General features: G+C 65.2%; 13 protein-coding genes. 12 read left to right on the forward strand and 1 reads right to left on the reverse strand.

From position 1 onward, the window contains the following. Positions 1 to 26: 26 nt before the first annotated feature. From IQ25_RS11685 to IQ25_RS11740, 12 genes are read left to right on the forward strand one after another with little or no spacing between them, the layout of a single operon-like run. Positions 27 to 1778, forward strand: coding sequence for a CocE/NonD family hydrolase (locus IQ25_RS11685; protein ID WP_258537016.1), 1752 nt, complete (start codon positions 27 to 29; stop codon positions 1776 to 1778). Positions 1779 to 1832: 54 nt separating this feature from the next. Next, positions 1833 to 4535 carry a TonB-dependent receptor domain-containing protein gene (locus IQ25_RS11690; RefSeq protein WP_144905985.1) on the forward strand — a complete coding sequence of 901 codons (2703 nt, stop codon included), beginning with the start codon at positions 1833 to 1835 and terminating at the stop codon, positions 4533 to 4535. Between the two features lie 29 nt (positions 4536 to 4564). Continuing rightward, a complete protein-coding gene (locus IQ25_RS11695; RefSeq protein WP_258537017.1) occupies positions 4565 to 5656 on the forward strand; it encodes a CapA family protein in 1092 nt (363 codons plus the stop codon). After that, positions 5653 to 6102 carry a TRAP transporter small permease gene (locus tag IQ25_RS11700; RefSeq protein WP_144905988.1) on the forward strand — a complete coding sequence of 150 codons (450 nt, stop codon included), beginning with the start codon at positions 5653 to 5655 and terminating at the stop codon, positions 6100 to 6102. Before IQ25_RS11695 ends, IQ25_RS11700 begins: the two co-directional genes overlap by 4 nt. Next, positions 6102 to 7409: a TRAP transporter large permease gene (locus IQ25_RS11705; RefSeq protein WP_246415748.1), complete on the forward strand. Its 1308-nt coding sequence runs from the start codon at positions 6102 to 6104 to the stop codon at positions 7407 to 7409. The genes IQ25_RS11700 and IQ25_RS11705 overlap by 1 nt, the downstream gene beginning before the upstream one ends. Positions 7410 to 7411: 2 nt before the next feature. Further along, positions 7412 to 8290 (forward strand): hypothetical protein, encoded by an 879-nt coding sequence (locus IQ25_RS11710; RefSeq protein WP_246415747.1) that lies wholly within the window; start codon positions 7412 to 7414, stop codon positions 8288 to 8290. Then, positions 8287 to 10374, forward strand: coding sequence for a CaiB/BaiF CoA-transferase family protein (locus IQ25_RS11715; protein ID WP_144905992.1), 2088 nt, complete (start codon positions 8287 to 8289; stop codon positions 10372 to 10374). The genes IQ25_RS11710 and IQ25_RS11715 overlap by 4 nt, the downstream gene beginning before the upstream one ends. After that, positions 10371 to 11672 (forward strand): 2-hydroxyacyl-CoA dehydratase subunit D, encoded by a 1302-nt coding sequence (locus tag IQ25_RS11720; RefSeq protein ID WP_144905994.1) that lies wholly within the window; start codon positions 10371 to 10373, stop codon positions 11670 to 11672. Before IQ25_RS11715 ends, IQ25_RS11720 begins: the two co-directional genes overlap by 4 nt. Beyond that, on the forward strand, positions 11669 to 12700 hold the full coding sequence (dctP, locus tag IQ25_RS11725) for a TRAP transporter substrate-binding protein DctP (RefSeq protein ID WP_144905996.1): 1032 nt from the start codon (positions 11669 to 11671) through the stop codon (positions 12698 to 12700). The genes IQ25_RS11720 and dctP overlap by 4 nt, the downstream gene beginning before the upstream one ends. Further along, positions 12697 to 13620, forward strand: a complete 924-nt coding sequence (locus IQ25_RS11730) for an alpha/beta hydrolase (protein ID WP_144905998.1) — start codon at positions 12697 to 12699, stop codon at positions 13618 to 13620. The genes dctP and IQ25_RS11730 overlap by 4 nt, the downstream gene beginning before the upstream one ends. Continuing rightward, on the forward strand, positions 13617 to 14792 hold the full coding sequence (locus tag IQ25_RS11735; RefSeq protein ID WP_144906000.1) for a CaiB/BaiF CoA transferase family protein: 1176 nt from the start codon (positions 13617 to 13619) through the stop codon (positions 14790 to 14792). Before IQ25_RS11730 ends, IQ25_RS11735 begins: the two co-directional genes overlap by 4 nt. Further along, entirely contained in the window at positions 14789 to 16072 is a 1284-nt protein-coding gene (locus tag IQ25_RS11740) for an alpha/beta hydrolase (RefSeq protein ID WP_144906002.1), read from the forward strand. The genes IQ25_RS11735 and IQ25_RS11740 overlap by 4 nt, the downstream gene beginning before the upstream one ends. A gap of 16 nt (positions 16073 to 16088) precedes the next feature. Here the strand turns inward: IQ25_RS11740 and IQ25_RS11745 are convergent, their stop codons facing one another. Continuing rightward, the gene (locus IQ25_RS11745; protein WP_258537018.1) at positions 16089 to 17015 is read right to left on the reverse strand and encodes an alpha/beta hydrolase; all 927 of its coding nucleotides are present in this window, start codon (positions 17013 to 17015) and stop codon (positions 16089 to 16091) included. Positions 17016 to 17126: the final 111 nt, after the last annotated feature.

Genomic DNA, 17126 nt, shown 5'->3' on the forward strand with positions numbered 1-17126 from the left:
CGGATCGATCCGTCCGGGAGAGCATCGTGAAGGGATTCCGCAATCTTACAGGCGCCGTCGTGGCGCTGGCCAGCGTGGCGATGCCCGTTGCCGCGGTTGCGGACGGCTATCCCGATGTCGTGCGCTCGTCGATCTACGTGCCGGTGCGCGATGGCACGAAGCTGGCGGTGAACATCTATCGCCCGGCAAGAGGTACGACCGCGGCGCAAGAACGCCTGCCGGTGATCTTTTCATTCACGCCCTATCGCGCGCGCTTCAGGGATAAGGCCAACGGAGGTGGGGACGGCAAGGTTGTCGAGCTGGCCCTGGATGACCGGCTTGCCATGCGCTCGCTGATCCGGGCGGGCTATGTCGTCGCCACGGCGGACATTCGCGGCAAGGGTGCATCGTTCGGGCATCGCCGGGGTTTTCAGGATCGGACGGAGGCCTATGACGGCTACGATCTGGTCGAATGGCTGGCGCGCCAACCGTTCTCTACCGGCAAGGTCGGGATGATCGGCTGTTCCTATCTCGGCGGATCGACGTTCCACACCACATCGACCACGCCGCCGTCGCTGAAAGCCGTGTTCATCGGCGCGTCCGATCTCGACAAGTATGCCTTCGTGCGGCGCGGCGGGATTCCGGCGCAGTTCAACACGCGGCCGGACGAACCGGCAGACGTCGATCTCGCCAGTGTGCCCTTGGACGCCGACATCGATGGCGCGATGCTGAGGGCGGCAGTCGCCGAACATGCGGCCAACACGCCGATGGCTCCGCTGTGGTACGGTATGCCCTATCGCGACAGCGTTTCGGCCTTCACCGGAAACCAGTTCTGGAACGAGGTCGGCACTTTCAACTACCTCGATCGCATCCGCAAGGCGGGCATTGCCACCTATTTCTGGAGCAACTGGCAGGACGAACCGACCGCGCAGGCCCTGATCAGCGCCGCCAACATGCCGGGATCGAAGTTCCTGGCAGGGCCCGGAAGCCATTGCGTGCCGCCGCCGGGGTTCGACTTTACCGGCGAAGTGACCCGCTACTTCGACCTTCACCTCAAGGGCGTGGCCTACGGCATGGAGTCAGCCCCGCGGGCGACGTACTGGCTAGAAGGGCTGGACGGCAAGGGCGGCTATGTCCGTTCCAACCTGCTGCCGGGCGAGGGGGCCAAGCCGGTTTCGTGGTTCCTCGGTAGCGGCAGGAGCGGCACGGCACGTTCGGCAAACGATGCCGTGCTGGGCAAGGCGCCAGCGGGCCGGGGCGTGGATCGCTTCACCGTGAACTACGACCTGCCGGACCCTGAATATTTTGCGTTCTGGGCGCAGCCGATGGATGCCAACGGCCTGTCCTACACGACGCCTGCGCTGACCGCTCCGATGAAGCTGGTCGGCTTCCCGGTAGCGCGTCTTTCGGTCTCTGCCGACAAGACCGACGCCAACGTGTTCGTCTATCTCGATCAGGTCGATGCCACCGGCAAGGCCGAGGTCGTGGCATTCGGGCGCCTCGCGCTGTCGCATCGCAAGGAGGCCAAGGCGCCCTACGACACGATGGGCCTGCCATGGCATTCGGGGTTGAAGGCTGATGTCTCGCCGGTCCGGCCAGGGCAGGTGGTGCGTGTCAACATCGACATGACGCCGGTCTCGCGCGTGGTGCCTGCGGGTGCGCGGCTGCGGCTGACCGTGGCGGGGGCCGATCCGCGCCAGCGCAATCTCAAGGACATTCGCGTCACGCCTGCGCCGATCATCACGGTGCATCGCGGCGGCGCCACTGCATCCCGGCTCGACCTGCCGGTAAACAACTGAATTATCATCGAAATGTAAAGCCGCACTGACGGCTCAGGGAAGGAGTAGGGGAATATGAACGGCAAGGGGATCGGGGTCTCAAGGACCATGCTGAAGCTGGGTTGCTGCGCGCTGGCAATCACAATCTCGGGTGCGGCATTTGCGCAGGAAGCGGCGCAGGACACGCCTGAAGAGGCTGCGGCGAGCAACGCCGAGATCATCGTCACGGGCAGCCGCGTGCGTGGCGAGGCGCCGGTCGGCTCCACCGTCACGACGCTGGGCCGCAAGGAGATCGAGGCTTCGAGCCAGGTCACCGTCGATCGCATGATCAAGGAAATTCCGCAGGTCTTCGACCTTGGCGTGTCCGAGAACTCGCGCGGGCAATCGGGCGGCAGCGGCAACATCACCTATGGCAACTCGGTCAACCTGCGCGGCATCGGGCCCTACGCCACGCTGGTTCTGGTCGACGGGCACCGCGTCACCAACAACAGCCGATCAATCGATCCCTCGGTCATCCCGTCGCTCGGGATCGAGCGCGTGGAAGTCGTCGCCGATGGCGCTTCGGCAATCTACGGGTCCGACGCGGTGGCGGGCGTGGTCAACCTGATCCCGCGCCGCTCGCTCGATGGTGGTGAAGTGTTTGCCCGTACCGGCATCTCGAGCCGGGGCGATTTTCATGAATACACCCTTGGCGCCGCGCTGGGCAAAGTGTTCGAACGCGGCCAGATCATGGTCGCCTACGAGCATGTCGAACGCTCCAACCTTTCAGGCGACGACCGTGATTTCTTCACCAGCGACCAGCGCCGGTTTGGCGGCGGCGATTATCGCATCGTCCGCTGCGCACCGGGCAACATCAACGCCAATGGCACGACTTACGCGATTCCCACCAGTGGGGTCACGCAGGGCAGTGCCGGTTCGCTGACTGCAGGCACGCTCAACAAGTGTGACGAGCTGGACAATCAGGACCTGATCCCGCGCCAGAAGTATGACTCGGTCAACAGCACCGGCCGCTACGAGCTGACCGACTGGCTCGACGTGTTCTACGACGGCTTCTATTCCAAGCGTTCGTTCTACCGCATATCGGCCTATTCGAACGCGCGCCTGACGGTGCCGCAGACCAACGCGTACTTCGTGCGGCCTGCAGGGTTCACGGGTTCGAGCTACACGCTCGACTACAACTTCCGCGACGACCTGCCGACCAACGATTCCTATGGCTATGCCCGTTCGTGGCAGATCACGCCGGGTATCAAGGCCAAGCTGCCCGGAGGCTGGGAAGCCGAAGCCCTGTTCGGCTATGGCAAGACCAACGACTTTTCCGGCTCCTACTTCGGCGTGAACAACGCGGCGCTCAACGCCGCGCTCGCCAGCAGCGATCCGGCGACGGCGTTCGATCCCTATGGCCTTGGTCGCACCAGCCAGGCCGTGCTTGATGGCATTGCCAACCAGATCTTCCTTGCGCCGACCAATGGCCGCCTGCGCACTTATGAAGCGCGCCTCAACGGCGGGCTGTTCGCGCTGCCGGGCGGCGAGGTGAAGCTGGCAACGGGATACGAGCGGCAGGATTTCAAGGTTGCCCTGGGCTCGGCACGCGGCGCACCCACCAACCCGATCACCTTCCGCAACTTCGGCCGCAAGGTCGACTCGTTCTATGGCGAGCTGTTCATCCCGGTGTTCGGGCCGGACAATGCCATGCCCGGTTTCCAGCGGCTCGAGATCAACGCCGCTGTCCGCCATGACAAGTACAGCGACGTTGGCAGCACCACGAACCCCAAGTTCGGCGTGAACTGGGTGCCGTTTGATGGCATCAAGCTGCGCGGCAGCTATGGCACGTCATTCCGTGCGCCGACGATCCCCGAGATCTACGGCAATTCGAACAACCTGTTTGGCCAGTCCTATCAAAACCCGGCAGGCGGTGCGCCGCTGCAGGGCTATGCCCTTTCGGGCCCGAACCTTGATCTGAAGCCCGAAACGGCAACGTCATGGTCGGTCGGTGCGGATTTCGAACCGACCCGCAACTTGCGCTTCTCGGTCACCTATTGGGACGTGAACTACAAGAACCAGGTGCTGGCGAATCTTTCAAACCTCGCCATCCTTGGCACCGAGGCGCAGTATGCCGGGACCGGCATCATCTTGCGCGGCACCGATGCGGCAACCCGCGTGCAGCAGTTGCTGGCGCAGGGGATTACGCTAGCGGGTGGCTCCTTCCCCGGTGGCAATCCGGCCAACGTCACCCTGTTCGTTGACGGTCGCAGCCAGAACCTTGGCGTATCGATCACGCGCGGCTTCGATTTTACCGCGACATGGCGCGCCGAACTTGGCGGTGAGGATGCGCTGACGTTCAACGCTTCGGGCACGTATCTGACCAAGTATCGCGTGGCGCTGACGCCCAAGGCCCCGCTGATCGATCGGCTGGACTTCATTTTCAATCCGCTGAAGTTCAAGGCGCGCGGCAGCATTACCTGGGATCACGGGCCGATGACCGCACGCGTCCAGGCAATCCACGTGGGCGGGTACTTCAACAACCTGACCGCAGGCGGGCAGAACGTGAAGAGCTACACCCCGGTCGACCTCAACCTGACGTTCCGCATCGGTGACCAGCAGGCGAGCGGCTTCTTCGAGAAGGGCATGACGCTCGGCCTCGAAGTGCGCAATGTGTTCGATACCGATCCGCCTTACGTGAACCTTGCGCCAAGCGGCAACGGCAGCGGAGGCTATGACGCCACGGCCAGCGATCCCATCGGACGGCTGTTTGCGGTAAGCCTGCGCAAGTCGTTCTGAAAGCTGAAGGGTCGCAAGTGAAAAGGGCGGTGACGATAGTGCTGGCGGGGGATCTCGTGCTCGATGAGCCGGATGCCCCGCACTGGCTGGCGGGCATCGCCCCGGCGCTGAAAGGGGCAGACCTTGCGGTCGGTCATCTCGAGGTGCCGCACACCGCGCGGGGGCAGGAAATGCAAGGCGATGTTCCCGCACCGGGTGCGCCGCCTGAAAACGTCGCGGCGATTGCCGGGGCCGGGTTTCACATGCTGAGCCTTGCCGGAAACCACATCGCCGATTGCGGGGCCGATGGCATTGCTGACACGCTTTCGCTCATGGCCGATGCCGGCCTGGTGGGAGCCGGTGCAGGCCTCTCGCTGGCTGAGGCTCGAAAACCGGCAATCCTTGTCGTCAGTGATCGGCGCATCGGCTTGCTCAGCTACAACTGCGTCGGGCCGGAGAACAGCTGGGCGAGCGAACGGCAGGCGGGGTGCGCCTATCTGCGGATCGAGACCGCCGATGGAGCGCCGATTGCGCCTGCCGCCGATCTTGTCCGGGTGACGGACGAGGCGCTTGAGGTCTTGAGGGCGGACATTGCAGCCCTGCGGGAGAAGGCAGATTTCGTGATGATCGCGCTGCACAAGGGGGTGGTCCACACACCGGCGCGTCTTGCACCCTATGAGCGCGCCATCAGCCACGCGGCCATCGATGCCGGGGCCGATGTGGTGATCGGGCATCATGCCCACATCGTGCGCGGGATCGAGTTCCACCGCAGCAAGCCGATCTTCCACGGCCTTGGCAACGGCTGTGTGGTGACAAGCGCGCTTAGCCCCGCACAGGACCATCCCGCCCGCCGCGAATGGGCAGAGCGGCGCAAGGCGCTGTTCGGGTTCGAACCGGACCCGGCCTATACGCTCGCGCCGTTTCACCCGGAGGCGGTCAATGCCATGCTGGGCCGGCTGACGGTACATGACGATGGACGGATCGAAGCCGGAATCATCCCGGTGGACGTGATTGCGCCCGGAAGGCCGGTGCTGGCCGAAGCGGAGAGGAAAGACGCGATCGCCCGATATATCGAAAACATCACCGCGGCGGCAGGTCTGCCGCCCATCACCATCGCCCATGATGGCACGGTGAGCGCATGAGCGTGGTGCGCAAGGCGATCATCCTGATCGGCGGCATCGCTCTTTTGGGCGCAACCGCGACCGATACCGTGGCCGTGATCGGCCGGCATATCGGACTGCCGCTGCGCGGCTCGATCGAACTGGTCCAGCTCTTCGTCCTCATCGCCGGGTCGCTGGCCTTGCTGGTGGCTACGGCGGAACAGGCGCATGCCAAGGTGCATATGGTGGTGGACCGCATGGGCGATGCCGGAAAGGCCGTCATGGCGCGGCTCTCCGGGATGCTGGGCGCGGTGTTCTTTGCCGGGCTTCTCGCCGGATCGCTTTGGCTCATGGCTGATCTGTGGAACGGACACGAACAGAGCGAGCTGCTCGGCATTTCGTGGCGCCTGATGCGCCTGTTCGCCAACCTTGCATTGCTGACGACTATCGCGGTGCTCCTCAATCAGGCCGTCAGGGGGCGCAAGTGATGTTTGCGACTCCGACGACCGGCATTGTCGGTGTCCTGATCCTTTTTGCGCTGCTGCTGTCGGGCCTTCCCATCGGCGTGGCATTGGGCCTCGTCGGCCTTGGCGGGCTGTGCCTCGTGCTCGGGCTTGAACCGGCACTGATCAAGGGCGGCGTGGTGCTGGTCGATACGCTGACCCGCTACGAACTCGGCACGCTGCCGCTGTTCATGTTCATGGCGCACCTGTTCTTTTCCTCCAACGCCAGCCGGGATCTGTTCGATGCAGCCGCGAAGATGGTCGGCCATCGGCGCGGCGGGCTGGCCTATGCTTCGGTCGGCGGCTGTGCGGGCTTCGGGGCGATCAACGGGTCGAGCCTCGCCACGGCAGCGACCATCGGCCTCGTTGCCCTGCCGGAAATGCGCAAGCGCGGCTATTCGGATGCGCTGGCAACAGGTACGGTTGCGGCGGGCGGCACGCTGGGCCAGATGATCCCGCCTTCGGGCGCGCTGATCGTGTTCGGGATCATCGCCGAACAGTCCATCGGCAAGCTGTTCACCGCCGCCATCGTGCCGGGGCTGACGCAGGCGCTGTTCTATTGCGCGGTGATCTGGATTGCCGTGCGCCTGCGCCCGCACATCGCCCCTGCCAGCGAGCGTGCCTCGTGGGCGGAGCGCTGGCAGGCCATCGGCAGGATCGCAGACATGATCGTGCTGATCGCGCTGGTCATCGGCGGCATTGCGCTCGGCTGGTTCAGCCCGTCCGAGGCTGCCTCCATCGGCGCGGCGGGCGCGCTGGCCATTGCCGCGTGGCGCAGGCGCCTCAACCGCGCGATGCTGATGCAGGCCTTCGAGGAAACCCTGCGCACCAGCGGGTTGATCCTGATGGTCATCATCGGTGCGCTGGTGTTCTCGGTGTTCGTTTCGGTAACGGGCCTTACCGATGCCATAGGCGCATGGGTCACGGGCCTTGGCCTCGGCACCATACCTACGCTGATCCTTGTCGCGGTGATCCTGTTGCTGCTTGGCTCGGTGCTCGATGGCCTCGCGCTGATGCTGCTGACCACGCCGATCCTGCTGCCGGTGGTCGAAGGCGTCGGCATGTCGGCCATCTGGTTCGGCATCTTCCTGTGCCGCGCCATGGAAATCGGCTTCGTCCACCCGCCACTGGGCATGAACCTGTTCGTGATCCAGGGCGTGGCCAAGGACGTTTCCATTAACCGCATCTTCAAGGGCGTGCTGCCGTTCCTGGCAAGCGATCTGCTGCATCTCCTCATCCTGATCCTGTTCCCTGCCCTCGCGCTGGGGCTGCCCGAATTGCTTGGAAACTGACCATGTTTGCTTACGCCGGACCAAACCTGCCGCATGACCTGTTCGAGGCGACGGGCCGCAATGCCGGGCCGCTGACGTGGAACATCGACCGCGCGATGCCTGCGGCGGATCGCTGGCTGGAAAGCAAGTTCGCGCCATGGACCCGCTCGACGCTGCAGGACTGGGCGGACGGCGCGCTCGATCATCTTGAAGCGGTCGTGTTCTCCCGCGCCGACGACAGCGCGCAGCGGCTTTACTACTACCTGTGCGAATTGCGCCGCGCGGGGTCGATCAGGGGGCCAGAACCGCTGGTGCTCGATATCGCCAAGAGCCCGCGCGAAAGCAGCATTGCCCGTGACGAGGTGGCCCTGCGCAAGCTGGCGGAGCGGTTCGGCGTGGACGAAGCGGCGCTTTCCGTTGCCATCCTCGCCGGAAATGAAAAGCGGGCGGCTTCAACGATCGAGCCTCTTGGCGAAAAGGTCTGCCTCATCGCGGGAAGCCCGCTGCCTGATGCGCGGATGCACCGCATGGTGGCGCGATCAGGGTGGAGCGCGGTCGGGCGCACCTTGGCCGACGAATGGCAGGACGCTGGAAACTTGGTGGATGAAGACGGTGATTCCTTCGCTGCGCTCGCCCGACAGCTCCACGCCCGTCGCCTCGACACGCGCGGTTTCTTCGACCGGTCGGGCGCGCTGACAGACGTTGCGCGGAATTCGGGCGCAAATGCCGCGATCCTGTGGCTGATCGAGGAGGACGACACGACCGTGTGGCACCTGCCCGCGATGCGCACCGCGCTCGAGGCGCAAGGCCTGCCTGTCATGGTGGCCACCCGGCGCGATTGGTCCTGTGCTGACGGGATAGACACCGAAATTGCCGCCTTCCTTGCAGGAGTAGCCTCGTGAAGCCGCTCACTGGACATCGCGTCGCCGTACTCGGCGGCATGGCGGATCGGGCGCTGGCGCGCTTCCTCGCCTCGCTGGGCGCGGAACTTGGCGGGCCGGTCGAAGGCGCATCGTTCGTGATCGATGACCTTGGGCTCGAAGGCCTCGCTGGCGTGAGCATCCCGGAAGGTGCCGTGCATGTTTCGGTCACCCCGTTCGGCTCGGGCGGGCCGCAATCGGCGTGGAAGGGCGGTGAGCTGGTCGCGTCGGCCATGGGCGGGGCCTTGCGCGTGACCGGCGAACCCGGCCTGCCGCCGGTCAAGGAGGCCGGGGACGCCTGCACGTTCCACGCTGACATGGTTGCCGCCTCGGGCGCGCTGGCAGCGCACTATGCGCGCGGATCGCACGGCAAGGGGCAGCACGTCGACGTTTCGATCCAGCAGGTCGCCTTCAGCCGCAATTTCAACGGCGTGCTGGTCTGGCAGTTCGACAAGCGCAAGCTCATGCGCGTGGGCGGCGCCCTTGCCTATGGCAAGGCGACGGTGCGGGCGATCTGGCGCCTTGCCGATGGCTGGTGCTTCCATTCGCTGATGACCGGCCGCCTCGGCGCTCCGGCCAACCAGGCGCTGTCAGACTGGATCGACGAAGTGGGCATGCCCAACCCGCTCGCGGGGACAGACTGGCTCTCCTACAACCGGTCCACCCTGCCTGCAGACACCCGCGCCGTGTGGGAAGCGGCCATTGCCGCCTTCTTCCTTTCGCGCACCAAGCACGAGATCGCGACCGAAGGCCTGCGGCGCGGGATCAACGCCTGCGTGGCCAATGAACCCGCTGACGTGCTGGCTGATCCGCACCTGGCGGCGCGCGGGTTCTTCGATACGCCTGATGGCCTGCCCGAACGCTTTGCCTCGTTCCGCGAAGGCAGCACGCAGGTTGCTGCGCCCGCCATCCACACCGGCACCCGTCCGGGGCCGCTCTCGGGCGTTAAGGTGCTCGATTTCGCGTGGGCGCTGGTCGGCTCGATCACCACCAAGACGCTGGGCGATCTTGGCGCGGAGATCGTCAAGATCGAGACGCGCACCCGGCCCGATCTGGCGCGTCTGGACGTGCAGGTTTCGGCCTCGAAGCCCGGCAACTGGGACGACAAGCCGTGGTTTGCGCACCTCAATACCTCCAAGCGCAGTGTCTCGCTCAACATGAAGAAGGCAGAGGCACGCGAGCTGATCGATCCGCTGATCGATTGGGCAGATGTAGTGGTGGAGAATTTCTCGCCCGGCACGATGGCGAAGCTGGGCCTCGATTACGACAGCCTTGCGCTGCGCAATCCCGGCATTGTCATGGTCTCGGGCAGCGTGTTCGGCCAGACCGGGCTGATGGCGCAGGAGTGGGGCGTCGATGGTACGGGCGGTGCGCTATCGGGCCGCACCTACCTGACTGGCTGGCCGGATCGCGATCCGGTGATCCCCGGCGCAGTGCCGTTCGGCGATGTGATCGTGCCCTATGTCATGGCGGCAGGGGTCGCGGGCGCGCTGCAATATCGGCGCGAGACCGGACGTGGCTGCCATATCGACGCTTCGATGTACGAGATCTGCGTGCAGCAGATGCGCGATTACCTCGCCATGGCGAAAAGTGGTGCGCGCCCGCAACGCATGGGCAATGCCGATGCGCGGGTGTTCTGGCAGGACGTGCTCCCTGCGGCTGGCGAGGATCGCTGGGTGGCGATTTCCTGCCCGACGCAGGACGACCACGCAAGGCTGCTGGCGCTGACCGGCGCAGACCCTGCCGCATGGACGATAACCCGCGAGGATCACGCCATCGCCACGGAACTTCAGGCCCATGGCATTGCCTGCGGCGTGGTTCAGGATTGCGAGGACATGATCGAGTGCGATGCCCAGTTGATCGGGCGTGGCGCGCTGGTCACGCTTGACCACCCGCTGCTCGGGCCATTCGGCCACATCGCCACCCCGCTGCGCTTCTCGCGCGATGCGTTCGAGCCGTTCCGCGCGCCCGGCATGGGTGAGCACGTCCATGAAATCGCGCGCGATCTGTGCGGCCTGTCAGAGGCCCGGATCGCCGAACTTGAACACGCAGGAGTTTTCCAGTGAGCGCCGAACCCACCACGAAAACGTCGGGCCAGCGCAGCCGCAAGGATCTTGCCTGCACCGCCGCGGCCAGCGCCTATCAGAAGCAGTTCGGCGCCGATCTCAAGCGCCGCGTGGTGGACGAGGGCGAGCCCTTCGCCATTGTCCAGGCCGATACCCCGCACGAGATCTTTCACGTTATGGGCATCCCGATCATCACCAACCAGTGGTGGTCGGCCTATATCTCGGCCAAGCAGCTTTCGAACCATTACTTCGAAGTGATGGCGCAGGCCGGTTACCCCAAGAACAGCTGCAAGTACTGCTCGCTGGGCCTTGCCTGCACGCTGGCCAACGATCCGAAGACCGCGCCCTGGGGCGGCTTGCCCAAGCCCACTGTGCTGGTCGCGCGGATGACCTGCGATTGCATCCAGCACGTGTTCGGGCAGTGGGCCGATGCGCTGGGCAGCGAATTCTTCCCGATGGAAGCGCCCGCGTGGGAGCACAAGGACCCGCGCTGGTTCGCCCATTCGAAGGACCAGTGGGAACAGGTCTATGACGCAGATCGCATTGCCTTGGCGGTGTCGGAAATGCGCGATCTCATCACGCTGCTGGAAAACCGCACCGGCCGCAAGTTCGACGAGGCCAAGCTCCATTACCTGATGGAGCGGATCAACGAACAGGAAGGCTATATCTGGGAAGCGGCGCAGGCCATCGGCACGGCGCGGCCGTGCCCGGTCTCTATTGCCGAACAGATGCCCAACACCATGATCCCGCAATGGCACCGCGGTTCGGACTGGGCTGTGGGTCACGCCAGGCGCTTCCGCGACGAGGTGATGGAACGCATTGCGGCGGGTGAGGGCAGTGCCACCAACGAGAAGATCCGCCTGATGTGGATCGGCGCGGGGGTGTGGCACGATCCCGGCTTCTATCAGGCGCTGGAAGAGCGCATGGGCGCGGTGTTCGTCTGGTCGATGTACATGCCCTTTGCAGGTCCCCAGTACATCCGCGAGGTGCAGGGCAGGCCGATGGAGGCGCTGGCCAGCCGCATCTGTTCGATGAACGAGGTGCTGCACCTGCCGCCATGGATGAACGGATGGATGACGAGCGAGGCGGAACGCTGCGGCATCGATGCCTGCGTGGTGCTGCTGCCGCCGGAAAACCGCCTGTCGCAATCGGGCACCAAGATCACGGCCGAGGCGCTGGAAAAGGCGGGCGTGCCGGTGCTGATGATCGATGCCGACATGGTCGATGCCGCCAATTGGGATCACGACAGGATGGTCGGCATGGTGGCCGAATTCCTGCAGAAGCGAGGGCTGGCGTGAGGCTTTTCGCTGCCCTGCTGATCCTGCTGCTGGCCGCCTGCGCCCGTCCGGTCGATCCGGGCGTGACGGAACTGACCTATGCTTCGCCCTACACGCCCAGCCATCCGTTCTCGAAGGCGGATCAGGAATGGATGGCCTTTGTCGAGAAGCGCTCGAACGGCCGCATCCGGATCAAGCCGGTTTGGTCGGGCGCGCTGCTTTCGTCGGACATGTCGATGGAGGAGCTGCGCCATGGGGTGGCCGACATCGGCCTGATCACGCCGATCTATGTGCGCGGTGGCACGCACCTGCTGCGTATCCAGACCGGGTTCTATCAGGGGGCGGACAGCGTTGAATCGCAGGTGGCGCTCTATGGCTGCATCGTGGACGCCAACCCCCAGGTGGCGCGTGAACTGGCCGGCCTGAAAGTGCTGGCGGTGCAGGGCGGCACGCTGCCGGGGGTGATCACTGCGAACAGGCAGGTGCGAAGCCTGGCCGACATCAAGGGACTGCGCATCCGCGCGCCGACCGAACTGCTGAGCGTGCTGGATTCCCTGGGTGCAGACCCGGTGAACATGCCGATGGGCGAGGTCTATTCGGCCATGGCCAAGGGCGTGATCGACGGGGTGATTGCGCCGGAAGACACCTTCAAGTCGCTGCACTTCGCCGAAATCTCGAAGCATTTCTACCAGATCGCCGTGCCCCGCGGCGCCTATCCTGCCCGCGCGATGAGCGAAAAGCGCTGGAACGCGCTGTCCGACGCTGACCGTGAGGTGTTGAACGAAGGCATTGCGGTGTGGGAAGCGGCACTGGCCCGGCAGGTGCGCGCGGCGGTGGAAAAGGGCAAAGCCGAGGCGGTATCGGCCAAGGTCAGCTTCAATCCTGCCAGCGCCGCAGACCAGCAGCGCTTTGACGCCATCTACCTGCGCGATTCCGAAGCCAACGCACGCGGCCTTGCCGCCTTCGGCATCGATGGCGAAGCGGCGTTCCGGTCTGCCCGCGCAGCGGTGAAGGGGCGGGACCGGATTATCTGCGGGAGCGGATCATGAAGACGCTGACATCGCTCACGCTCGCCTTTGCGCTCAGCGTATCGCCAGTCGCGGCTCATGTGCAAAGCGTCCGCACGATCGGCACCCCCGCTGGCACAGGCCGGATGCCCGCCATCGCGCAAGGCCGGGCCGACGCACCGGGCTACACGATCTACCGCCCTGCAAAGTGGCCAAGGCAGCGTCTGCCGCTGGTGCTGTGGGGCAATGGCGGCTGCCGCGACAATGGCCTCTCGGCCAGCCACTTCCTGCGCGAGATCGCCAGCCACGGCTATCTGGTCATCGCCAATGGTGCCCCGCGCGAGGAGCGCCCGGTCATGACTTCGCTTCCGCCCGCCAACGGTCCGCGTCCGACCGGTGCACCGCCACCCCGCGCGACGCCTGACGAGACGCAGGCCAGCCAACTCCTCGGCGCGATCGACTGGGTCAAGCGCAGCGATCTTGCGCGTCACGCAGACCTCGGCCGGATTGCCGTTATGGGCCATTCCTGCGGCGGGTTGCAGGCTCTTGCTGCTGCGGCTGACCCGCGTATCGATGCCGTGGTCGCCTTCAACAGCGGGGTTTACGTCCGCGCCGGATCGGGCTTGAGCGGTGTGGGCATTACCAAGGACGACCTTGCCAAACTCCACACCCCCGTCGCCTATATCCTCGGCGGACCTGACGACATCGCCTACCCCAACGGGTCTGACGATGTTGCCCGCATCGCCCATGTGCCGGTGTTCTTCGCCAATTCGCCCATTGGCCACGGCGGTACTTTCGGCCTCGCCAATGGCGGCGATTATGGCCGGATCGGCGCAGCTTGGCTCGATTGGCAGTTGAAGCACAAGCCAGCGGCGGGCGCGATGTTTACCGGCCCAGACTGCGGCCTGTGCAAGGACAAGCAATGGACCGTGGTCCGCAAGCAATTCCCGGAGAAGCCATGACGTCGTCTTCAACCGCCGGCCCCCTCTCCGGCATCCGGATCGCCGATTTCAGCCATGTCATGGCTGGGCCCTATGCCTCGCACCTGCTGCGGATGATGGGGGCCGAAGTCATCAAGATCGAGCCTAAGGGCGGTGACGGCTTCCGCAACTATGGCGCTGACCGGCGCTATGATGGCATGTCGCCCGCGTTCATCGCTGCCAACGCGGGCAAGAAGTCCATCGCGCTCGATCTCAAGGATGAGGCCGACCTTGCCATTGCCAGGGGCGTTGTCGCCCGGTCCGACGTGCTGCTGGAGAATTTCCGCCCCGGTGTGATGGCGCGGCTCGGCCTCGGCTATGAAGCCGCCTGCGATCTGCGCCCCGATCTGATCTATTGCTCGGTTTCCGGCTATGGCCAGGACGGTCCGCATCGCGATTGGCCCGCCATCGACAACATCGTGCAGGCGACCAGCGGCATGATGATGCTCAGCGGGGACGAGGGCGATCCGCCGGTGCGCGTGGGCTTCCCGATCGTCGATACCCTTACCGGCCAGACCGCTGCCATGGCGATCCTTGGTGCATTGATGCAGCGTGAGCGCGGTGGAGGTGGCAGCAAGCTCGACGTTTCGATGTTCGATGCCAGCCTTGCTTTCATGACTTCGGCGCTGACTCCGTTTCTCGTCACCGGTAAGCCGATGAACCGCATGGGCAACACCGGCTACAGCGGACTTCCCACCGCATCGCTTTTTGCCGCGCGCGATGGCAGGCAGATTTCGCTCGGCGTGGTGCAACCCCTGCAGTTCGCCGCGCTTGCCCGCGAACTCAGGCATGAGGATTGGCTGACCGACGAACGCTTCGCCACGCCCGACGGCCGCCGCGCCAATTTCGATGCGATGCATGCAGAACTTTCTGCCGTTTTCGCGACGGGCGATGCCGCCGACTGGGAACAGCGCCTGAGCAGTGCCGGCATCCCCTGTGGCATGGTGCGCCGGGTTGACGAAGCTGGCGCACTGGCGGGCGAGGGCGCGCTGATGGAGCTTGAAATCCCCGGCCTCCCGCAGGAACGCGTGCAGATCCCCGGCCCCGGCTATCGCGTGGCAGGGCAAGCTGGACCGGCACTCGCCGCGCCACCGCGCCTTGATGCCGACCGCGCCGATATCCTTGCGTGGCTGGCGCAGGAGCCTGCAGCGTGAAATCGCGATTGCTGCTGGCATCGCTCGCGCTGATCGCTGCACCGACCTTTGCGCAGGACAGCCCGCAGCCGCGCATGATCGAAGGCACTCTTGCCATTGGGGCGAAGTGGCAGGCGCTGGTTCCGGCAAACTTCAATGGCAGCCTGCTCCTGTGGAGCCACGGCTACTCTCCCCGCATCGATCCTGCCGAACCCGCGCCTGCGCAATATCGCGATCTGCTTCTGGCAAAAGGCTATGCGCTAATAGCGTCTGACTATGGTGCGGGTGGCTGGTCGCTGGAACAGGCGGTCCCGTCGCAGCGCGCCACGGTCGAAGCCTTTGCCGCGCGCGAGGGCCGGCCGGCAAGGGTGCTGGCCTGGGGCGCCTCGATGGGCGGCCTGATTTCCACCGCACTGGCCGAGCAGGATCGGCCAGTGATCGACGGCGCGCTGGCAATGTGCCCGTCGATCGGCGGCGCGGTCGGCATGATGAACATGGGACTGGACGGGGCCTTCGCTACCGCCACCCTGATCGCGCCCAACTCTGGCCTGTCGCTGGTCAACGTGGCAGACGACATGGCCAATGGCCGCAAGGCGATGGCGGCAGTCGACGCTGCCCGCCAGACCCGTGAAGGGCGGGCGCGGATCGCACTGGCTGGCGTGCTCGGCGGCATTCCCGGCTGGACCCGTCCCGACCACCCCGAACCCGCTGCCGACGATGTAGAAACGCAAGTCGACGAGATCGCCGCGACGCTGGTCATGGGCACCTTCATGCCGCGCAACGATCAGGAGAGCCGCGCTGGCGGAGCGTTCTCGTGGAACACGGGCGTCGACTACGCGCGGCAGCTCGACCGTTCGGGGCGCCGGCCATTCATCGAAGCGCTGTACCGCAAGGCCGGGCTGAGCCTGACGCGCGATCTCGCCACATTGGCCAAGACCCCACGCATCACCGCCAAGCCTTCCGCCGTGCGCTACATGCTGAAAAACTACACGCCCACGGCGCGTCCGCGCGTGCCGCTGGTATCGCTGCAGGCGGTGGGGGATGGGCTGACCTCGCCCTCACTGCAACGCGCCTATGCCGATGCCGCGCCGCTCAGGATGATGCAGCCGCTATGGCACAAGGGTGCAGGTCATTGCCGCCTGCCCGCAGAGCAGGTTCTGGCGGCGATCACCCATCTCGAAACGCGTCTTGCCACTGGCCATTGGCCGGCACGCCCGCAGCAGTTCGTCGACCATACACCGCCGCCCATGCTGCGACTGTGCGTTCGGCAGGGCGGAGCCTCTGGCCCGCGCTGCCGATAGTCGGCCAAGCCCGATGTCAGTCGATCCCCTTCTTTTCGATCGTCCAACCGGGCACCACGCAGAGGCGGCAATTGCTGCCCGTAAAACTCCGCGCCGCGGTCCTGTCACCGCGAAGCTGCCATTCCAGCCAGTCAACCGAAAGCGCGGCTACCGCGCCGCCGTTGGCAGAATGGAACGTCCCGCCATGGCCCACGGGCAACTGCACCAGCGCTGCCGGGACCTTGGCGATCCGCTTGAAATCGTCAGTGCCATTGGGGAACGCGATGTCTTCCGGTCCGCCAAGGACATAGAGCACCGGGGTGTGCAGCTTTTCCAGCATCGCCTTGTTCACGCTGATGCCGCGGATCGGGTTGGTACCGTCGGTGAACACGCCGCTGTTGTGGACCAAAACCGCGCGAATGCGGGGATCGGGCGCGAGTTCGAGCGCCTGCAGTCCGCCGCAGCTGTGCCCGGCGACGGCCAGCGCCCTGGTATCGATCCGGCCATAGAGCGCGCTGCCCTTGCGCGCGTTCTCCGTCAGAGCCCAATCGAGCCCCGCTTTGACGTCGGCGCTGGTGGTGGCGACCGGGGGCAATTGGCCAGACTTGTCTGCCATGCGCGGCTCTCTCTTTCTGGTCGCGCCCGGGCCGCTCATGATCTCGCCCGGCGCGATCACGATATAGCCGTGGCTGGCAATCTCGATCAGGTGCTGCCGCGCGCTGGCGCCATCGGCACTGCACCCGCCATTACCCCATACGAGCACGCCCAGCTCCTTCGACGTTGCCATGTCAGCGGGGCGGTAGATCACGTGCGCGGGCAGGCTTGCATCCTGCGTCATGACCGCTGGATGCGCTCCGGTGCCCGGGCCGACCGGCATCGTGTCATAGGCGCTGGGTTGTTCCTGTGCCGCCAATGGCGCGGCAGCAAGGGTCAGGGCAAGAGTGGCAGCGATCTGGTTCTTCAAGCGATCCTCCATCGTTTCCCGAGTACATTTGTCCAACATATTCTGCAATGCAAGCGCTTGCGTAAATCGCGGGGCGCATTTAAGCAATGTGTCATAACAATGAAGGGAGAG

The sequence above is a fragment of the Novosphingobium taihuense genome, from assembly GCF_007830315.1.
GTDB classification, from domain to species: domain Bacteria; phylum Pseudomonadota; class Alphaproteobacteria; order Sphingomonadales; family Sphingomonadaceae; genus Novosphingobium; species Novosphingobium taihuense.

Excerpts from the sequence above, each read along its gene's own strand:
- IQ25_RS11710 (WP_246415747.1), top strand. The coding sequence starts at position 7,412 with ATGTTTGCTTACGCCGGACCAAACCTGCCGCATGACCTGTTCGAGGCG.
- IQ25_RS11705 (WP_246415748.1), top strand. The coding sequence starts at position 6,102 with ATGTTTGCGACTCCGACGACCGGCATTGTCGGTGTCCTGATCCTTTTT.
- IQ25_RS11730 (WP_144905998.1), top strand. The coding sequence starts at position 12,697 with ATGAAGACGCTGACATCGCTCACGCTCGCCTTTGCGCTCAGCGTATCG.
- IQ25_RS11690 (WP_144905985.1), top strand. The coding sequence starts at position 1,833 with ATGAACGGCAAGGGGATCGGGGTCTCAAGGACCATGCTGAAGCTGGGT.
- IQ25_RS11700 (WP_144905988.1), top strand. The coding sequence starts at position 5,653 with ATGAGCGTGGTGCGCAAGGCGATCATCCTGATCGGCGGCATCGCTCTT.
- IQ25_RS11735 (WP_144906000.1), top strand. The coding sequence starts at position 13,617 with ATGACGTCGTCTTCAACCGCCGGCCCCCTCTCCGGCATCCGGATCGCC.